Source organism: Actinomyces sp. HMT897, from assembly GCF_016626125.1.
GTDB lineage: Bacteria > Actinomycetota > Actinomycetes > Actinomycetales > Actinomycetaceae > Actinomyces.
Map to the genome: position 1 here is coordinate 1,760,658 of NZ_CP067336.1, position 18,398 is coordinate 1,779,055.

At 68.0% G+C, this 18,398-nt stretch carries 9 protein-coding genes, 2 tRNA genes, 1 pseudogene and 1 CRISPR repeat array; of the genes and pseudogenes, 8 read left to right on the plus strand and 4 right to left on the minus strand.

The genetic code is table 11. The features are described from left to right. Positions 1 to 132: 132 nt before the first annotated feature. The 6 genes from gyrB (at position 133) to JJJ15_RS07020 (ending at position 5,789) form a co-directional block, all read left to right on the plus strand. Positions 133 to 2,163, plus strand: a complete 2,031-nt coding sequence (gene gyrB / locus JJJ15_RS06995; protein ID WP_246741951.1) for a DNA topoisomerase (ATP-hydrolyzing) subunit B — start codon at positions 133 to 135, stop codon at positions 2,161 to 2,163. A gap of 53 nt (positions 2,164 to 2,216) precedes the next feature. Further along, complete coding sequence (gene gyrA, locus JJJ15_RS07000) at positions 2,217 to 4,961, plus strand: DNA gyrase subunit A (RefSeq protein ID WP_246741952.1); 2,745 nt, start codon at positions 2,217 to 2,219, stop codon at positions 4,959 to 4,961. Between the two features lie 40 nt (positions 4,962 to 5,001). Then, a complete protein-coding gene (locus tag JJJ15_RS07005) occupies positions 5,002 to 5,406 on the plus strand; it encodes a DUF3566 domain-containing protein (RefSeq protein WP_106110050.1) in 405 nt (134 codons plus the stop codon). 49 nt (positions 5,407 to 5,455) lie between these two features. After that, a tRNA-Ile gene (locus JJJ15_RS07010) sits at positions 5,456 to 5,529 on the plus strand. 31 nt (positions 5,530 to 5,560) lie between these two features. After that, on the plus strand, positions 5,561 to 5,704 hold the full coding sequence (locus JJJ15_RS07015; RefSeq protein WP_165271629.1) for a DLW-39 family protein: 144 nt from the start codon (positions 5,561 to 5,563) through the stop codon (positions 5,702 to 5,704). A gap of 12 nt (positions 5,705 to 5,716) precedes the next feature. Next, positions 5,717 to 5,789, plus strand: a tRNA-Ala gene (locus JJJ15_RS07020). A gap of 84 nt (positions 5,790 to 5,873) precedes the next feature. On the opposite strand, the gene JJJ15_RS07025 is transcribed toward JJJ15_RS07020, so the two are convergent. The 4 genes from JJJ15_RS07025 to JJJ15_RS07040 all read right to left on the minus strand — a co-directional run bounded on the left by JJJ15_RS07025 (position 5,874) and on the right by JJJ15_RS07040 (position 15,188). Then, positions 5,874 to 7,139: a hypothetical protein gene (locus tag JJJ15_RS07025; RefSeq protein ID WP_200510270.1), complete on the minus strand. Its 1,266-nt coding sequence runs from the start codon at positions 7,137 to 7,139 to the stop codon at positions 5,874 to 5,876. Positions 7,140 to 7,952: 813 nt separating this feature from the next. Continuing rightward, the gene (locus tag JJJ15_RS07030) at positions 7,953 to 9,842 is read right to left on the minus strand and encodes a hypothetical protein (RefSeq protein ID WP_200510271.1); all 1,890 of its coding nucleotides are present in this window, start codon (positions 9,840 to 9,842) and stop codon (positions 7,953 to 7,955) included. A gap of 1,828 nt (positions 9,843 to 11,670) precedes the next feature. Further along, a CRISPR array of direct repeats spans positions 11,671 to 11,927; the repeat unit is 37 nt; unit sequence GTCTCAATGCACCTAGCGGTGCGGGGTGCTCCCTGAC. A 675-nt stretch (positions 11,928 to 12,602) separates the two neighbouring features. After that, positions 12,603 to 13,859 (minus strand): hypothetical protein, encoded by a 1,257-nt coding sequence (locus tag JJJ15_RS07035; protein WP_200510272.1) that lies wholly within the window; start codon positions 13,857 to 13,859, stop codon positions 12,603 to 12,605. 960 nt (positions 13,860 to 14,819) lie between these two features. Beyond that, complete coding sequence (locus JJJ15_RS07040; protein ID WP_200510273.1) at positions 14,820 to 15,188, minus strand: hypothetical protein; 369 nt, start codon at positions 15,186 to 15,188, stop codon at positions 14,820 to 14,822. A gap of 1,344 nt (positions 15,189 to 16,532) precedes the next feature. Here JJJ15_RS07040 and JJJ15_RS07045 point away from each other — a divergent pair. Both JJJ15_RS07045 and JJJ15_RS07050 read left to right on the plus strand, forming a co-directional pair. Beyond that, positions 16,533 to 17,093 (plus strand): annotated as a pseudogene (locus tag JJJ15_RS07045) (DUF4956 domain-containing protein); the annotation flags it as partial. A 307-nt stretch (positions 17,094 to 17,400) separates the two neighbouring features. Next, complete coding sequence (locus tag JJJ15_RS07050) at positions 17,401 to 18,396, plus strand: polyphosphate polymerase domain-containing protein (RefSeq protein ID WP_200510275.1); 996 nt, start codon at positions 17,401 to 17,403, stop codon at positions 18,394 to 18,396. Positions 18,397 to 18,398 lie beyond the last annotated feature (2 nt).

The following is an 18,398-nucleotide window of genomic DNA, read 5'->3' on the forward strand; positions in this document are numbered from 1 at the left end:
CTGCCCATGGTGCGCCCAGGACCCGCCGCAGGTACCCACCTACGTGCGCGCGGCCCGAGGGCCAGGAACGCCCCGCAGCGTCCTGACGCGCCCGACGTGAGGAGCAACGAACACGTGGCTGAGGACACTGCTGTGACCCCTGACCCCACCAACGGGGCCGCTGGCTACGGTGCCAGCGACATCACCGTCCTCGAGGGGCTGGAGGCCGTCCGCAAGCGGCCCGGCATGTACATCGGCTCCACCGGGGAGCGCGGGCTGCACCACCTCGTCTACGAGGTCGTGGACAACTCCGTGGACGAGGCCCTCGCGGGCTTCTGCGACCACATCGAGGTCACCCTCCTGGCCGACGGCGGGGTGCGCGTGAGCGACAACGGCCGCGGCATCCCGGTGGACGAGCACCCCACGGAGCACAGGCCCACCGTCGAGGTGGTCATGACCATCCTCCACGCCGGCGGCAAGTTCGGCGGCGGCGGCTACGCCGTCTCCGGCGGCCTGCACGGTGTGGGCATCTCCGTGGTCAACGCCCTGTCCACCCGGGTGGACACCCTGGTGCGCCGCCAGGGCTACGCCTGGCGCATGTCGTTCGCCGACGGCGGCCGCCCCGTCACCGAGCTCGTCAGGGGCGAGGAGACCTCGTCCACCGGCACCACCCAGACCTTCTACCCCGACCCGGCTATCTTCGAGACCACGGTGTTCGACTTCGAGACCCTGCGCCGCCGGTTCCAGCAGATGGCCTTCCTCAACAAGGGCCTGCGCATCACCCTGACCGACGAGCGCCCCACCGCCGTGGACGCCGGCGACGAGATCACCGGTGACGAGGCCGGCCCCGCCGACGACCCGGTCCCCGGGCACCGGGAGGTCTCCTACCGCTACGACCACGGCCTGCGGGACTACGTGCACTTCCTCAACACCTCCAAGAAGGTGGAGCTCATCCACCCCGACATTATCGACTTCGAGGCCGAGCAGCAGCTGGACGAGAGACGCTCCATCAGCCTGGAGATCGCCATGCAGTGGACGAGCGCCTACTCCGAGTCGGTGCACACCTACGCCAACACCATTAACACCACCGAGGGCGGCAGCCACGAGGAGGGGTTCCGCACGGCCCTGACCACCCTGGTCAACAAGTACGCCCGGGAGAAGGGCCTGCTCAAGGACAAGGACGACAACCTCACCGGTGACGACATCCGTGAGGGACTGACCGCGGTCATATCCGTCAAGCTCTCCGAGCCCCAGTTCGAGGGGCAGACCAAGACCAAGCTCGGCAACACCGAGGCCCGCACATTCGTCCAGCAGACCGTCTACGCCCAGCTCGGCGACTGGCTCGACTCCCACCCGGCCGACGCCAAGGCCGTCATCGTCAAGGCCGGTCAGGCCGCCGCCGCCCGCCTGGCGGCCCGCAAGGCGCGCGAGGCCACCCGCCGCAAGGGCGTCCTGGAGTCCGCCTCCATGCCCGGCAAGCTGCGTGACTGCTCCAGCCGCGACGCCACCCGCAGCGAGATCTTTATCGTGGAGGGCGACTCCGCCGGCGGCTCCGCCGTGGGCGGTCGCGACCCGGAGTTCCAGGCCATTATGCCTATCCGCGGCAAGATCCTGAACGTGGAGAAGGCGCGCCTGGACCGCGCCCTGTCGTCGGAGACGATCCGCAACCTCATTACCGCCTTCGGTACCGGTATCGGCGAGGACTTCGACCTCTCCAGGCTGCGCTACCACAAGATCGTCATTATGGCCGACGCCGACGTCGACGGCCAGCACATTGCCACCCTCCTGCTGACCCTGCTCTTCCGCTACATGCGCCCCATTATCGAGCACGGCCACGCCTACATCGCCATGCCCCCGCTGTACCGCCTCAAGTGGACCGGCACCGACCACGAGTTCGCCTACTCCGACGCCGAGCGCGACCAGCTCCTGGAGGCGGGCCGGGCGGCCGGGCGGCGCCTGCCCAAGGACGGCGGTATCCAGCGCTACAAGGGGCTGGGGGAGATGAACGACCACGAGCTGTGGGAGACCACCATGGACCCGGCGCGCCGCATCCTCAAGAAGGTGACCCTGGACGAGGCCGCTGACGCTGACGAGACCTTCGCCGTCCTCATGGGCGACGACGTCGAGCAGCGCCGCTCCTTCATCCAGCGCAACGCCGCAGACGTCCGCTTCCTCGATATCTGACGCACCACGCCGGCACGCGCCCGACGTCGTCGGACCCGACCTGAAGGAAACCCGTGAGCGAAGAGACCGCCCCCACCACCAGCGCCCCCGCAGGCGTCCCCCACGACCGCGTCCAGCCGGTCGACCTCCAGACGGAGATGCAGCGCTCCTACCTCGACTACGCCATGAGCGTCATCGTGGGGCGCGCCCTGCCGGACGTGCGCGACGGCCTCAAGCCGGTCCACCGCCGCATCCTGTACGGGATGTTCGACGGCGGCTACCGCCCCACGGCGTCCTTCTCCAAGTGCTCACGCATTGTGGGCGACGTCATGGGCAAGTACCACCCCCACGGTGACGGCGCCATCTACGACGCCCTGGCCCGCCTGGTCCAGCCCTGGTCCCTGCGCTACCCGCTGGTGGCCGGGCAGGGCAACTTCGGCACCCCCGGCAACCTCGGCCCGGCCGCGCCCCGCTACACCGAGGCCAAGATGGCCCCCCTGGCCATGGAGATGGTGCGCGACATCGACGAGGAGACGGTGGACTTCGCGCCCAACTACGACGGGCGGGACATGGAGCCCGCCATCCTGCCGGCCCGCTTCCCCAACCTGCTGTGCAACGGCTCCGAGGGCATCGCGGTGGGTATGGCCACCCGTATCCCCCCGCACAACCTGCGGGAGGTGGCCAGCGGCGTCCAGTGGTTCCTGGAGCACCCCCAGGCGTCCCGCGAGGAGCTCCTGACGGCCCTCATCGCCCGCGTCCAGGGCCCGGACTTCCCCACCGGGGCCACCATCCTGGGGCGGCGCGGCATCGAGGACGCCTACCGCACCGGACGCGGCTCCATCACCCAGCGCGCGGTGGTGTCCATCGAGGAGATCCAGGGCCGCCAGTGCCTGGTGGTCACCGAGCTGCCCTACCAGGTCAACCCGGACAACCTGGCCGAGAAGATCGCCCAGCTGGTGCGTGACGGGCAGGTCACCGGCGTCGCCGACATCCGCGACGAGACCTCCGGGCGCGCCGGCCAGCGCCTGGTCATTGTCCTCAAGCGCGACGCCGTGGCCAAGGTGGTGCTCAACAACCTCTACAAGCGCACCCAGCTCCAGGACAACTTCCCCGCCAATATGCTGGCCCTGGTCGACGGCGTCCCGCGCACCCTGAGCCTGGACGGCTTCGTGCGCCACTGGGTAGACCACCAGATGGACGTCATTGTGCGGCGCAGCAGGTACCGCCTGCGCCGCGCCCTGGAGCGCCTGCACATCCTGGAGGGGCTGCTGGCGGCCATTGACGCCCTGGACGCCGTCATCGCCCTCATCCGCCGCTCCCCCACCACCGAGGAGGCGCGCAGCGGGCTCATGGGGCTGCTGGGCGTGGACGAGGTCCAGGCCGAGGCCATCCTCTCCCTCCAGCTGCGCCGCCTGGCCGCCCTGGAGCGGCTCAAGATCCAGACCGAGGCGGCCGAGCTGCGCGAGCGCGTGGCCGACCTGCGCGAGATCATCGCCTCACCGGAGCGCCAGCGCGGCATCGTCGCGGACGAGCTGGCCGAGATCGTGGAGAAGTACGGCGACGAGCGACGCACCCGGATCGTGCCCTTCGACGGGGAGATGAGCATGGAGGACCTCATCCCCGAGGAGGAGATCGTGGTCACCATCACCCGCTCGGGCTACGCCAAGCGCACCCGCACCGACGCCTACCGCTCCCAGCACCGGGGCGGTAAGGGGGTCAAGGGCGCGGCCCTGCGTGAGGACGACGTCGTCTCCCACTTCTTCACCACCACCACGCACCACTGGATGCTGTTCTTCACCAACCTGGGCCGGGTCTACCGGGCCAAGGCCTACGAGCTGCCCGAGGGAGGGCGCGACTCCAAGGGCCAGCACGTGGCCAACCTCCTGGCCTTCCAGCCCGGCGAGGAGATCGCCCAGGTCATGGAGCTGGCGGACTACTCCCAGGCGGACTACCTGGTCCTGGCCACCCGCCGGGGCCTGGTGAAGAAGACCCGCCTGAGCGAGTACGACTCCAACCGCTCCGGGGGCGTCATCGCCATTAACCTGCGTGAGAACGGCGACGGGGTCAGCGACGAGCTGGTCTCCGCCTCCCTGCTGTGCGCCGGCCAGGACCTGCTCCTGGTCTCCCGGCACGGCCAGTCCCTGCGCTTCCACGCCGACGACGAGACCCTGCGGCCCACCGGGCGCGCCACCAGCGGCGTGACCGGCATGCGCTTCCGGGACGGCGACAGCCTCCTGGCCATGGGCGTCATCGACCCCGGCTGGCAGGAGGCCGACCTGTTCGTGGTCACCGAGGGCGGCTACGCCAAGCGCACCTCGGTGGCGGAGTACCCCACCAAGGGGCGCGGCGGGCTGGGGGTCAAGGTCGCCAACCTCGTTCAGGAGCGCGGGGACCTGGTGGGGGCGCTGGTGACCGCCCCCAACGACGAGGTCCTGTGCATTATGGCCTCCGGCAAGGTGGTGCGCTCCGCCGTCGCGGAGGTCTCCCGCACCGGGCGCGCCACCCAGGGGGTCACCTTCGCCAAGCCCGACGACGGCGACCGCATCCTCGCGGTGGCCCGCAACGCCGAGCGCGACCTCGACGGTGAGGACGTCCCGGACGACGTCGCCGAGGCCGGCACGGCGGGTGCCGTGCGTGAGGCCGGTGTTGCTCCGGAGGCCGGTGCCGCTCCGGAGGCGGGTGCCGCTCCTGGTGGTGCCGCGCGTGAAGCTGCTCCTCGCGGCTCTGACGGCGCCGAGGCCGCGGGCGCGCCCGGCACGGACAGTGAGATCGTCGTCCCTGCCGACACCTCGGCGTCGAGCACGGATGAGACCGCCTGACTGCGGTAACGTTGAGTGAGAACGACAGTAAGGACCTGGCATGAGCTCCACCCCCCCGTCTGAGGCGACCGTCAGCGGCCCTCGGCGCGTCCACCTCTCCCTGACCCACATCGACCCCTGGTCCGTCATGAAGGTATCCTTCCTGCTCAGCGTGGCCATGGGCATCATGACCGTCGTGGCGGCCTCCTTCATATGGTTCCTCCTGGACTCCATGCAGGTCTTCGCCACGATCCAGGACCTTGTGAGTTCGGTCATGGACTCCAACTCCAACTCCTTCACCGCCCTGGTCCAGTACCTCCAGTTCTCCCGGACCTTCTCCATGTCGATCATCATCGCGGTGGTCAACATCATCCTGACTACCGCCCTGTCCACGATCGGGGCCTTCCTGTACAACATCACCGTCAGGCTCGTGGGAGGGATTCATCTCACACTGGCGGACGACTGATCCGGTTTGATCCGGGCGGGCCGGGTGGGTTAACCTTGCCCGGTCGCACGGGCCTATAGCTCAGTTGGTTAGAGCGCATCCCTGATAAGGATGAGGTCGCTGGTTCGAGTCCAGCTAGGCCCACCGTCCACCGCCCGCGGTACGAGGAGAGTTCATGACAGGCAGAACGCTTCTGAAGGCCGCGGTTTTCTCGTCCCTGGGGGCTGCCGCCTACGCGCTCTGGCTCCGCTACGAGGCGGCCCGTCAGGAGCGGGCGGCCTGGGCCGAGGTCACGGACCCGGTGGACGAGGAGCTCTGAGACGCTCAGTCAGGGGCTATGGCGCAATTGGTAGCGCACCTGCTTTGCAAGCAGGGGGTTACGGGTTCGAGTCCCGTTAGCTCCACTGTGCTCGGGCCCCGGCGAAAGGCTGGGGCCCGAGGCCGGCAGCGCGGTCCCTACCGCGTCTTCAAGGCGGCGGGCCGGTCCTCTACGCCGGTTGGTACGCGGTCATCTTCCCGACGTCGTCGTAGGTGACCAGCAGGTCGCCAGCGCTGTTGAGGAGGTACCCCGACTCCTTGCCTCCCAGGGGGACGGGATCCGGGGACGCGCCGGTGGTCATGTCTATAATGCGCAAGGAGAAGGTGTTGGTGCCGGCGTACATGTAGCGCGCGATAACAGGCCCTGATCCTGAGAGCACCAGGGCGTTGACGGAGGCTTCGGGGACGCACCTGCCGTCCTTGTCCTCCACGAGCTGGTTGTAGAGCCCGATGCGAACGTCCTTGCCGGCTACCGTAATGGACTGGCAGGTGGTGTCGGTGGTGGACGCGGAGAAGGTGCTCGGAGCCCAGGAGGTGTCCCCGTCCTTGAGCCAGGCCCGTGCCTGGTCGACGGTGAGGGGGACGGGCGACCAGGGGTAGGCGGCGTGCCCGGTGCTGAGCGGGAACGTCTCCTTGGGGGTGCCGTCGGGATCGTAGAGACTGATCGTGTCGTCGTTGTCGTTAGTAGCATCTCCTTCGTCGTGGACCAGCCACCCGTCCGACAGCTCCGTGGGAAAGTGCATGAGGCCGGACTGGTTAATGGGCTTGGACTCACCGGTGTCGGTATTGATGGCGTAGTAGGTGTCGTCCGTGTCGAACCCGCCGCCGATGACGTAGCTCCCCACGCGGCTCATCGGGGTTATGAAGGCCTGCTTGGCTACCTTCATGGTGGTCTCCCACTTCTTCTCGGTCAGGGAGGTCCACATCTCGCAGTGCGTGCCTGCGCAGGTGAAGATGCCACCTCCCCACCCCAAGATCGTGGACTGCGCGTCCCACGACGCCGTAGAGCGCCCGCGCGACTCAATGTCGATCACGGTGTTCCCGGTAACGATCTTGCCCTGCCAGACTATGGTGTTGGGACCCGTCTGGACCGTGTCCTCCCAGAGCTGCGCGGGTGTCCCCTGCCCCATGCGGAAGACGGTGACGGTCGTGAAGTCGTCGCCCTTCTTTACGAAGCGCACGAGCTTGTCGTCGTTAATACCTATTGTCACGTTCCTGCTGCCGCTGCTCGGGGCGTCCAGGGTCCACACCTGCTTGACGCCGTTCCCCCAGGTACTGGACCACCTGTTGCCGTCCTGCGCGGGGGCGGTCGGGGATTGGCTGGGGGCAGGGGAGCCGGAGGCGCCGTCGGCGCTCGTGGGCCCGTCCTTGTCGTCACTCAGGAGCAGGGTGGTGACGGTGGCGGTCCCGGCCACCAGGACGAGTGCGGCCACCACCAAGGTGACAATGAGGGCCGCCCGCTTCCTGCGTGTAGGAGCAGGCCCTGAGGCGTCGGACAGTGAGGGGCTTGCCTGTGGTGCTGCGTACTGTCCGGTGGCAGGTGGGTAGGGGCTGTACTGGCCGGTTGGCTGGGTGGGGTGGGCGTAGCGCCCGTCGTCGGCACGCGGCCCGCCACCGGGCGCGAGCCCGTACGGGCCGTACGGGGAGGCCGCGCCGAGACGCCCGTACGGTGTGCCAGCAGGTGCGCCCTGCCCGGTCGGAGGGGTCTGGGGCTGGTGGGCAGGGCGCGCGGCCTGCGGGACCCGTCCGTAGGCCCCGGTGGAGGGCGACGTCGGTGGGGCTAATGACGCTGGTGGCTCGTTCTGGCCTGGTTGGGTTGCGGGGGACTGATCAGGGTGCGGGGAGGATGGCTGGGGATGCAGGGGATTGGTCATAGAGTAGAGTATGGTACAGATCACGCATAAGCGCTTATCTTCTGAGTGGCGCGTCACGTAGCCAGCTGGCGTCCACCCGGTGCGCACGCGGGCCGGGTGGACGCTGCGCCGCAATGTCCTCCAGCAGCTCAGTCCACCCGATGCGCACGTGGGGCCGGGACCGCGACGAGCTGGCCACCTGGCTGGAGGGCGACCCGGCGCGCACGTGGGGTCGAGGGCTGGTACGCCAGCCCCGCTGGCAACCCGGGTGCCCTGTCCGGTACGCACGTGGGGCCGGGGGCTGCCCGGGAGCCGAAGGCGGACAGTGGGCTCCCGGGCCGGTGGGTAGTTCGCCCGGCCGGTGGGTAGCCCGCCGGTGACTTAAGCGGGCGGCGTCTACCTGGGACGGTAGGCGGTGAGCCTGCCTGAGTCGCTGTAGACGATCATGAGGTTGTTCTTGACGGTGTAGTTGTCGTCGCTACTCTTCAGGGTCATCGATTGCGAGGCCCCGGTGGTCATGTCAATGATGGTGAGGGTCGACGTGGTGTCGCCGTAGCTGTAGTAGCTGGAGACCTGGCCTCTCCCGGAGAGGTAGAAGACGTGGACCGGCGATCCTGCCTGACAGCCCTCGACATCCTTCTTGGAGAACGGGTTCCTCTTGCCGAGGTTAATGTCCCTGCCAGCTACCGTAATGGAATGGCAGGTGGTGTCGGTGGTGGACGCGGAGAAGGTGCTCTGCGCCCAGGAGGTGTCCCCGTCCTTGAGCCAGGCCCGTGCCTGGGCGACGGTGAGACGGTTAGGTGTCCAGGGGTAGACGGTAGACCGCCTGTCGTTGTCTGCTGTGAACCGCTCCTTAACGGTGCCGTCGGGTTCGTAGATGACGACGTGACCGTCGATGCCGTAGGTGACCCACCCGTCCTCCAGGGATTGAAGAATGGGGTCGAACGTGTTGTCCTCCAGCTTTCTTATCTTTCCGTTGTCGAGGTTGACGACGTAGTAGGTGTCGTCCCCTTCGTAATTAGCGGCGATCACGTAGCTGCCGACCCTCTCCTTGGTGTAGATAGTCGTCCGTCCCGACTGGGGGAGCCTGCTTTCCCACTTCTTGTCAGTCAGTGAGCTCCACAGGGAGCACGACGTGTCCGTGCAGACCGCGAGACCGTTCTCCTCGTTCCCGTTGGTGGTTACTTTCGCGTCCCACGGAGCAGTGGTGCGCTCGTGCGAGTCCAGGTCGATGACCGTGTTACCGATAATGAGCTTCCCCTTCCAGATGGAGCCACCGAAGGCCGAGGAGCGGACCGTCTCCTCCCAGAGCTGCTCGGGCGTCCCCTGCCCCAGACGGAACATAGTGGCCGTGGTCGTCCCGTCCTTCCGGGTAAGCCGTATGAAGCGGTGGTCGTCCAGAATATGCACGAATGTGTCGCTCGGTTTGTCGCCGGGGGCCTCCAGCGTCCAGGCCTGCTCGAATCCGTTCAGCCAGGCGGTGGACCACCTGGTGTTGTCGGTGGTGCTGCTCTTCCCGCCCAGGAGCAGGGTGACGGTGGCGGTCCCGGCCACCAGGACGAGTACAGTCACCACCAGGGTGATAATGAGGGCCGTCCGTCGCCTGCGTGCGGGGGCCGGTGGGGTGCCGGGAGCGGCCTGGGGGTAGCCGGCGGGGGCCGAGGCGCCCAAGGCGGGTGCCGGTGTCCCGTAGGGAGCGCCAGGGCCACCCGGTGAGTACGCGGCCCCGGCAGGGGTGCTCTGCGGGCTGTACGGGTTGTAGGGGGTGTCGGGCGCGTCCGGGCCGTACCGTGCCCTGGCGGCCTCCCGTGCATTCTGCGGGTTGTACGGGCTGTACGGCACCGAGCTGGCAGCGGCCGGTTCGGCGCTGGTAACCAGCCCGGGTGCCGTGCCGGTGGGGACGGACTGGGCGTGCGGGCCTCCGGCCTGGGTTCCTGGGGCGGTGCGTCCGTACTGGGGGGTGCGTCCGTACTCGGTGGCTGGTTCCCCGGCCTGGTCGGGGTGCTCGGCCTGGGTGGCGGCCTGAGCGGCGGCCTGGGTTCCTGGGGCGGTGCGTCCGTACTCGGTGGCGCCTCCGGGCTGGGCTGGCTGGGTAGCTGGTACGTGACCGTACTGCCCGGCCGGGGTTGACGGCGTCGGCTGGTCGGACTGGGGCTGCGGGGACAGGCCGTACTGGGAGGTGGCGGAACTGGTCGGTGCGGATCCTCCCTGGTCCGCTCCTTCCCGGTCCGCCCTGGGGTGCTGGGGCTGTCGGGGGCCCGGCTGGGGCTGCTCGGGACTGCTCATGCGGCAGAGCATGGCACAGGTCACGTCTAGGTGCACGCACCGTTTGATCGCTCTTCGCACCCCGGCCCGCGTGCCCGGCTACCTCGGCCGGCATCCCGTCATGTGCCCGCGCCCAGTCGTGAGAACGGTACTTATTGCTCGTGAGAACGGTACTTGTTTGTCGTGAGAACGGTACTTGTTCGTGGGGGTGGTGTTTGTGGTGTGGGTGGGGTGGGGGATCTGGTTGTGTATGAGTTCTGTGGGGTTGGTCTGAGGTTCCTGAGAGAGGTGTGGGTGGTGCGGGTTCTGTCTGTGGGGGTCGGGGTTCCTGGTTGTGTGGGTGGGAGTGGTGTGTGGGGACGTTTTGTGTACAGGATGACATTTTGTGCACAAGGTAACGTTTTGTGCGTAGGGTAACGTTTTGTGCAGAAAGTGACGAATCTAGGTCACTTTGTGCGCAATCGGTTACCCTCTGCACAAAATGTTCCGCTGTGTGCCGTACAGCGCGGGCGGGGCGGGGCCTGGTTGTGGTGGGCGGGGTGTCTGCTGGTGGTGCTGGGGCGGGGCCCTGCCGAGTACGACAGTGGCTGGCCAGAGCGGTGGCTGCTGGTGGTGTGCCTCGTCAGGGAGTGGGGTGGTGTTGCACATTCTTTCTGGGGTGCTGGCAGGGGTGGTGGCGTGGTTCCAACGGTTTCCCGCCCTCGGGGGACGTCCGGGAACAGGATGAATGTGCAACGACGTCCGCGTTGCACATTCATCCTGGTTCCCGGGCCCGGGCCGTCTGGCGGATCCGCGCGATTCTGCCATTTACTGATCGCGGTTTGTAGAAAGAATGTGCAACTCCGCCGTCCGGGCCAGCTGGTGATCTGTCCGCGGCCCCCGGTCCGGCCCTGCGGAGGTCGCCGGGTCAGCGGCCCCCGGCCTGTCACTGGGCTGGCGGGGGTGCCGGGCCTGCCCGGTGGGGGACGTCGGTCACCGTACCCCGGCGCGGCACAGACAAGACCGGCTGCGGGGCGGGTCCGTGACCGGGTCCTGCTCCGTCCGGGCTGTACGGCGGTTGCCCGTAGGCGGGGCGGGGGTCCCTCGTCTCCTGGTGCGGGTCTGGTGTAGGTGCCGGACGTGGCGACGGTGCCGACCTGCCTTTGTCTCTCCTGGCGTGGGTCCGGGTGGTGGGGTGTCTGCCGCGCTTGTCCGGGTGCGGGCCCGGTACGCTGGGGGTTCCTCGTCTCCTGGCGTGGGTCCGGGCGGGTCCGGGTGGTCTTATGCGGTGTGCCGGATAGGTTGCCGCCTGTCTGTCGTCCTGGTTCCGTGGGTGTGTCGCATTCTGAGGATCAGAACGAGGGCCACTTCCGGTCGCCTCGGGGCTCGGACTCCTGACCTGCGTGGACATTGAGCGCACAAAAGTAGGAACGGGGTGGACCCGGCTCTGATCCTCAGATTGCGACAGAACTGACCGTCCGCCCACCACCGCCAGGACCGCGCACAACCCACCCACCCCCACCTCAGGACAGGACCAGGAGCGAGGTGGCGCGGGGCATAGGGACCGTAGCCCGCCGGGCCCGAGGCGGTGACGGAGGCAGTGCGGGGCACAGGGATTATGGCGACGGCCCCGCCCAGACACCAGACCAGACAGCAAAACAGCCCACCACCCACCTTAAAGGGGTGTCCCGTCACGCCGGTACAGGCCTCCCCGGACCAGCAGCCCGAGGTAGGTGGACCCGGCCCCCTGGCCGCACCAACACGGATGCGGCTGACCCACAGGAACACAAGACACCTTGCACGCGGGAGAGGGTCCGGCACACAGCACGACCTATAGCGCGGACAGCACAAGCCCACAACCAGTCCCTGTCCTATTCGCGCTATAGCGGTGCGGGGTGCTCCCTGACAATCTCTGCCGATACTTCGGCGGGAAGGAGGTGGTCTCAATGCACCTAGCGGTGCGGGGTGCTCCCTGACGCGCGAGAGCGTAAGGATATCATCTCCTTCGATGATGTGTCTCAATGCACCTAGCGGTGCGGGGTACTCCCTGACAACGCGTTGACCCTGGACGACCTGAAGGTCGGTATGAAGTCTCAATGCACCTAGCGGTGCGGGGTGCTCCCTGACCCTGCTCCTGGGAGGCGCGTGGTTGCAACGTTTCCAGGGGCTGGATCGCCACCGGCCCTGCGGGGCCCTTCCGGCAGGTGGCCGGAGCACCCCATTTCTACCACCTTTCGTTGGTATGACGCCACTCGCCACCGACGGCCCCAGAGGCCGATCCGGCGCCGGCTTTGGACGAGACCATGCGGAAAAGTGGCGGTCGAGAGGGGTGTCCCGCACCACACTGATGGTGACCAAGACCACAAGCGCGGCTGGCCTCAACCCCGCGAGCACCCACACGTGCGCCCCCTCCCCTCACTAGGTCCACTCCGGCACGGGTCCATTGTCGAGCGCGGGCGCCGTGCCACACACCCCCACCTGTCCCGCACAGGACACACGCAACAGACAGAGGCAGACCGTGCCATTGGGGTCCATTGTAGCGCGAACGGAATGGAATCTAATCGTGGACCGATTTGTCTGGGGCAGGTCGTGTGGCAGAGGAGGACTCTCTTCTTCTGTCGTCTGCGTGCGGGCGCTGGGCGGGTCCGCGCTGTGGGCCTGGGCCTCGTGACCGTCCGTCACCTGCGTGCGGGCGTTGGCTGGGATGCCACTTGTCCCCGGGCCTGGGAAGAGGGGGGCTGGCGAGGCTGACGGCTGTCCCCGGCGCTGGTGATGACGGCTCCCTGAGCGGGGGCCGCCGTACTACCGCGGACGGTAGGCGGTAATCTTTCCCGACTCCTCGTAGGCAATGAGCAGGTTGTCCTTGACCACGTACTGCGTCTTGCGTCCGCCCAGGGTGAGGGGCTTTGACGACTCTCCCGTGGTCATGTCGATGAGGAGGAGGAACTTCTTGTCGCCCTCGTAGTTGAGGTAGCTTGAGATCTGCCCTTTTTCTGAGAGCTGGAAGGCGTGGGTGGCAAACTCTGCGGAGCACTTCCCGTCATCCTTCTTTGTTATCTTGTTGTCCTTGCCGAGGTTGATGTCCTTGCCGGCTACCGTGATGGACTGGCAGGTGGGGTCGGTTGTGGAAACGGAGTACGTGCCAGGGGCCCAGGAGGTGTCTCCGTTCTTGAGCCACGCCAGGGTCTGGTCGATGGTGAAGCGGTTGGGTGACCAGGGGTAGGTGGTGAAGTTCCTGGAGGTGTCCGTCGTGAACTTCTCCCTGGTCGTGCCGTCGGATTTGTAGATACTGATGTTCCCGTTCTTGTCATAGAGGACCCAGCCGTCTACCAGGGCGTGTGGGGAGTTCTGGGACTGGCTCCCTTCCATCTTCTTGACCTCGCCGGTGTCGATGTTCACGCTGAAGTTCGGATCCTTATCTGCGCGCCCGCCGGCCAGGACGTACCTCCCCACCCTGGAGCCGGTGTTGATGTAGGCTTGCTTGGACACGGGGATGGTGGCCTCCCACTTCTTCTCGGTCAGTGACGTCCACAGGGCGCACGACGTCCCTGAGCATGCCGTGACGCCGACGCCGGTCGCCGCGTAGGTGTCCGCCTCCGCGCCCCACAATGCTGTGCTGCGTTCGCGGGAATTGATGTCTATGACATTGTTCCCGATGATGATCTTCCCGTTCCAGATGGTCGTGCCGGGAGCGGTGGACGTGATCTTCTCCTCCCAGAGCTGCTCGGGCTTGCCCTGACCCAGCCTGAAGACGGTGACCAGAACTGAGCCCTTCTCCTTCTGCCTCGTGGTGCGGATGAGTTTGTCGTCCGTGAGCCTCACGATCGTGCTCGTGGTGCTGGTGCCCGGAGGCTCCAGGGTCCAAGCCTGTTCGGTGCCTTTTAGCCAGGCCTGCGACCACTGCTGCCTGTTCCCCGTGGGTGTGGGTGAGGGCTGGTCGGGAGTGGGTGAGCTGGCGGAGGTGGCGGTCGTGCCGCCGCCCAGGAGCATGGCGGTGACGGCGGCAGTCCCGGCCACCAGGACGAGCGCGGCCACGAGCAGGCTTACCACCAGGGTCATCCGTCCCCTGCGCGTGGGGACGGCAGTCCCGTCGAGGGGGCTGGCGGTCCCGGAGCGGGCGGTCCTAGAGCCAGTGGTTCCCGAGCCAGTGGTCCCGGAGCTGGCCCGCCGTCTCCTGCGCGTGGGGGCGGCTGTGACCACGGGGAGGATCTGGGTGGTGGCGGCTGGCTCCCTGCCGCCCGGCAGGGCGGGGCGTACCGGGCCGCTGGCGACGACGGGGAGGATCTGGGTGGTAGCGACTGGTTCCAGGTGCCGCCCGGTGGTCGTGGTGGGTTCGTGGCTGACGGTGTCACCGCTCGGGTGGCTCCCGCTGTCAGGCGATCCCTGGGAGGGGGGTGCATCCGGAGAGGAGGCTGCGCCCGGAGAAGGGGGTGCATCCGGAGAAGGTGGCGTGCCTGGAGAGGCTGCGCCCGGAGAAGGGGGTGCGCCCGGACTGGCCAGCTCGTGCGGGGGCGGGTTCTCCTGCTCCTCAGCAGGGGCCGCGCCGGGTCCGGGAGAAGGCTGGCGAGCCGCCGGGATCCCTTGTTCCTCGGTGGGGACGGCTCGCGCGTACTGCCGGGGCAATGGCGCTGGTGGTGGCTGGTCCAGGTGAGGAGCCGCTGGTAGCTGGTCCGGCTGAGGAGCTGGCGGTGGCTGAGCCGCTGGTAGCTGGTCCGGCTGAGGAGCTGGCGGTGGCTGAGCCGCTGGTAGCTGGTCCGGCTGAGGGGTCTGCACGTGCCTGCCCTGGGGTCCGGGCTCTGACTGAAGAGGATTGGTCATGCCGTTGAGTATGACATGCATCACGCATTATGTGCTCGTCATGCCGCTCACACGTGCCCGGGTGCGGCCCCGAGCCCTTGTCCTCACTGCGAGGTGGGTCGTGGCAGGGGTGGCCCGCCACGGCCTCGGCCACTGTGAAGACCTTTTCAAGGCTCGGCGTCGTCCCGAGGTAGACGAGCCGGTACAGGCCCGTGCCGATCATCATGTCCGCGCTCGTGACGGCGTCGGGCCCCACCAGACCCCGGTGCCGATTCTCAGCCACCTTCTCAGGTCCATCGGGCGCTTGTCGGTCCCCTGCCAGACCCCGGTGCCGGCCCGGGAGACGGCGTCGATTTCCCCGTTCCGCAGGGGCGCCACGACCTTCTCGCGGTAGACGCGCTCGGACTGGGGGCGGGCGAGGAGCTCCAGGGCCGGGTAGGGGACGGCGGAGCCCAGGGCCGGGTTAGCCAGGAGGGTGTGCATACGCACGACGAGCGCGCTCAGGTCGACCAGGGGGTCCGGGCTGGGCGGCAGGTCCTGCGGCCTCAGGATCGCGGACGGGGTCCCGACTTGGGCGGACGATCCAGGCACTTACCCACCAGGGCCGCGGACGGGCTGTGGATGTGGCGGCGGGTTTTGGGGCGGCCACCAGGGCCCTGTGGCCGTGGCGGACGGGTCCTCCTGGGCTGTCCGCAACCAGCTGGAGACCGGGACAGTTCCTTAAACGTGGACAGAAGGTCACGATGAGGTGGCTAGACGCCGGTGACATTGCTTGGAGCCGGTGCCTGGGTCTAGCTGTAGGCGGCCTTGGTGTGACCGAGGTCATGTCGTGTCGGGTTCGAGGGGTGCGGATCCGGCTTGAGAGGCGGCTGTCCACAGCATGAGGACGACGGCGGAGGCGGGGCTGTGGATTGTGTGGATTCAGTGCTGGGGAGAGGGATCCACAGCAGCCTGGCCCTTTTCTCCCCACCTGGGGACAGACCTGTGGAAAATTACACGGATGTGTTTCCACAGCCCTGTCCACAGGTGTGGGGGATGTGCGAGGGCGTGGGATGCCAAGGGGACGGGTCAGCGCGCCCCACTGAGCGGTCAGGGCCTTCCCGTGCTCCTGACACCTGTCCTATGAGGCCTGTGGGTACCCCCTGAAACCGTGGGGCCACAGGGGGTGGACAACTGCGGAGGGGAGGGTGTGGAGTCCGGGGACGGCCGCCCCGGTGGGGGAAAGACCGTTCTCCCGCCGTTTCTCCCCACCTGGGGACAAGCCTGTGGATAACTTTTCCCCAGCCTGTCCCCAGCTTTTGTCCACAGCTGTGGACAGAGGGGAGAGGGTGGCCCCTCGGTCTGCGAGGGAGCAGCGACGTGAAGGAGGTGTCGGGGCCTCGGCGCACAAGCAGAAAGTGATTGAAATCACTCTCAAGAACGGCGACAAAGGTTGACAATGCAAAATGCTGAGTAAATGGTAATGACAGTGTAGGGCCAGCTTTAACTATTAAAAACTATTGAAACACCACTACTTATATGTGAGAATGGTGACGGCTTAGCTAGAGGATGGTGGGCGTGGGTGAGGCCGTCAATCTCATAGCCATGGGGACCACGGGTGAGGAGGTGAGGGGCCCCACGTCGAGGCATCCCCGCTCACGCGGCTCGTAGGGAACGTGGCCACGCGGGAATTGCCGCCACCAAGAGGCATCCCCGCTCACGCGGCTCATAGCCACAAGGGCATGGGCGGGGGCCTGGAGGGAGGGCCAGCAGCGGCCTGACCTGCTCGTAGCCACGGGGACGCGGGCGCCGACTGCGCCGGGCCGGACCGGGGCCGCTGATCTCATACCCTGGGGACACGGGCCTCACAGGCTCCCCATAGACCTCCTGCGTTGACTTACGGCCAACCCCGACGACGCGACGGCGTCGCCCGCAGACCCGGAGCAGGAGGAGCTCATGACCGTGACGTCACTCACCTACATCCTTGCCGACCTGACCGCCCTGGCCGTCCTGGTCGGCGCCCTCTACGCCCGACGCCATGGACGCAAGGACCTCATAGCCGCCTACCTGGGCATTAACGTGGGCGTCCTGGCCGTCACCCTCCTCATGTCCACCGCCTCCATTGCGGCGGGCCTGGGACTGGGCCTGTTCGGCGTGCTGTCAATCATCCGCCTGCGCTCTGCCGAGATATCCCAGGGCGAGATCGCCTACTTCTTCGCCGCCCTCGCCCTGGGCCTCATGGGCGGCATCCAGACCGCCCCCCTGAGCCTCATCGCCCCGCTCATGGCCCTGGTGGTGGCCGCGCTGTGGGTCGGGGACCACCCCCGGCTGGCCCGGCGCAATCGTCGCCAGGTCATTGTGCTCGACCGCGCCGTCACCGACGAGACCGCGCTGACCGCCCACCTGGAGTCCCTCCTGGGTGGCCGGGTGCGCTCCGTCGAGGTCCAGCGCCTCGACCTGGTCAACGACACCACCCTCGTGGACGTCAGCTACCTGGTGCCGCGTACGTCTGCCGCCCGCACCGCCGGGGGACAGCGGCTCGGCGGGAGCGGAACGGACCCCGCCGCCCGCGCCACCGCCCTCACCGGCGCCACCCGCTGACCCAGGTTTTGCTCTGCCGGCCCAGGGCCGCCCCACTGGCTCCTACCAACCCAGGGTCACCCCACCAGCCCAGGGTCGCCCCGCTAGCCCCGGGCTAGCCCCCTGGCCCAGGGCCGCCCCACTGGCTCCCGCCAGCCCACGGTCACCCCGCAGGCCAGGGTCACCCCGCCACCCCACGGTCACCCCGCCGGCCCCCACCAGCCCCATAGGAGGCAGGACGCACATGACCACCATAAGCACTGACAGCCTGGCCGCCGTCACCCTGGCCGAGCTCAACGCCGCCGCCAGCCTCCTGACCCGGGTGGACCGCAAGTACCTCCTGCCTGTCCACGCGGCCCAGGACCTGGTCCACGCCCTGGGGGACGCCCAGGTCCTCCAGATCGGCCGGCGTCGTTCCTTCGCCTACGCCTCGACCTACTTCGACACCCCCGACCTGGACTCCTACTACCTCGCAGCCCGCGGGCGACGGCGTCGGTTCAAGGTACGCACCCGCTCCTACCTGGACTCCGACCTCACCTTCCTGGAGGTCAAGACCCGGGGCGGGCGACACACCACCTTGAAGTCGCGTACCGAGTACGACCGTACGGACCTCCTCACCGAGCCGGGGCGGCGCTTTGTCGCCGAGTGCCTGGCCACCTCGGGCGCCTGCCCGCAGGCCCGGGCCGACGAGGTCGCCGACACCCTCATGCCCGCGCTGTCTACCACCTACGAGCGCACCACCCTCCACCTGCCCGCCGACGGCGCCCGCGTCACCATTGACACCACCCTGACCTGGTCGCACCCCAGCGCCGCCACCGGTGAGGCGGGGGAGACCTACCAGGCGTGCGGCTACGCCGTCGTCGAGACGAAGAACCCCGTCACGCCCTCCCCCGCCGACCGGCTCCTGTGGGCGGCGGGGTACCGGCCGACCCGGGTCTCCAAGTACGCCACCGGTATGGCCCTGCTCCACCCCGGCCTGCCCGCCAACAAGTGGCACCGGGTCATGCACCGGGAGCTGGCAGGAGGAGAGCACCGGGAGCTGGCCCAGGCCGGGGCCCGCCCGCCTACGTCCGTCCCCGCGGTAGGGCTGTTGGAGCTGGTCGGGGCCCGCCGCCGGGCCGAGGCACCGGGTCGCCCACCGGGGGCACTGACGCGCCCCAGGTTCTCACGTGGACACAGTACCTGCATGAGAACTGCACCGGACGCTCCCACAGACTCACTCCACCCACATCCAGCCTAGTG

What these genes read in the sequence shown, in the direction of transcription:
- JJJ15_RS07005 (WP_106110050.1), top strand. Translation starts at nt 5,002, where the DNA reads ATGAGCTCCACCCCCCCGTCTGAGGCGACCGTCAGCGGCCCTCGGCGC.
- JJJ15_RS07015 (WP_165271629.1), top strand. Translation starts at nt 5,561, where the DNA reads ATGACAGGCAGAACGCTTCTGAAGGCCGCGGTTTTCTCGTCCCTGGGG.
- JJJ15_RS07030 (WP_200510271.1), bottom strand. Translation starts at nt 9,842, where the DNA reads ATGAGCAGTCCCGAGCAGCCCCAGCCGGGCCCCCGACAGCCCCAGCAC.
- JJJ15_RS07035 (WP_200510272.1), bottom strand. Translation starts at nt 13,859, where the DNA reads ATGACCCTGGTGGTAAGCCTGCTCGTGGCCGCGCTCGTCCTGGTGGCC.
- JJJ15_RS07050 (WP_200510275.1), top strand. Translation starts at nt 17,401, where the DNA reads ATGACCACCATAAGCACTGACAGCCTGGCCGCCGTCACCCTGGCCGAG.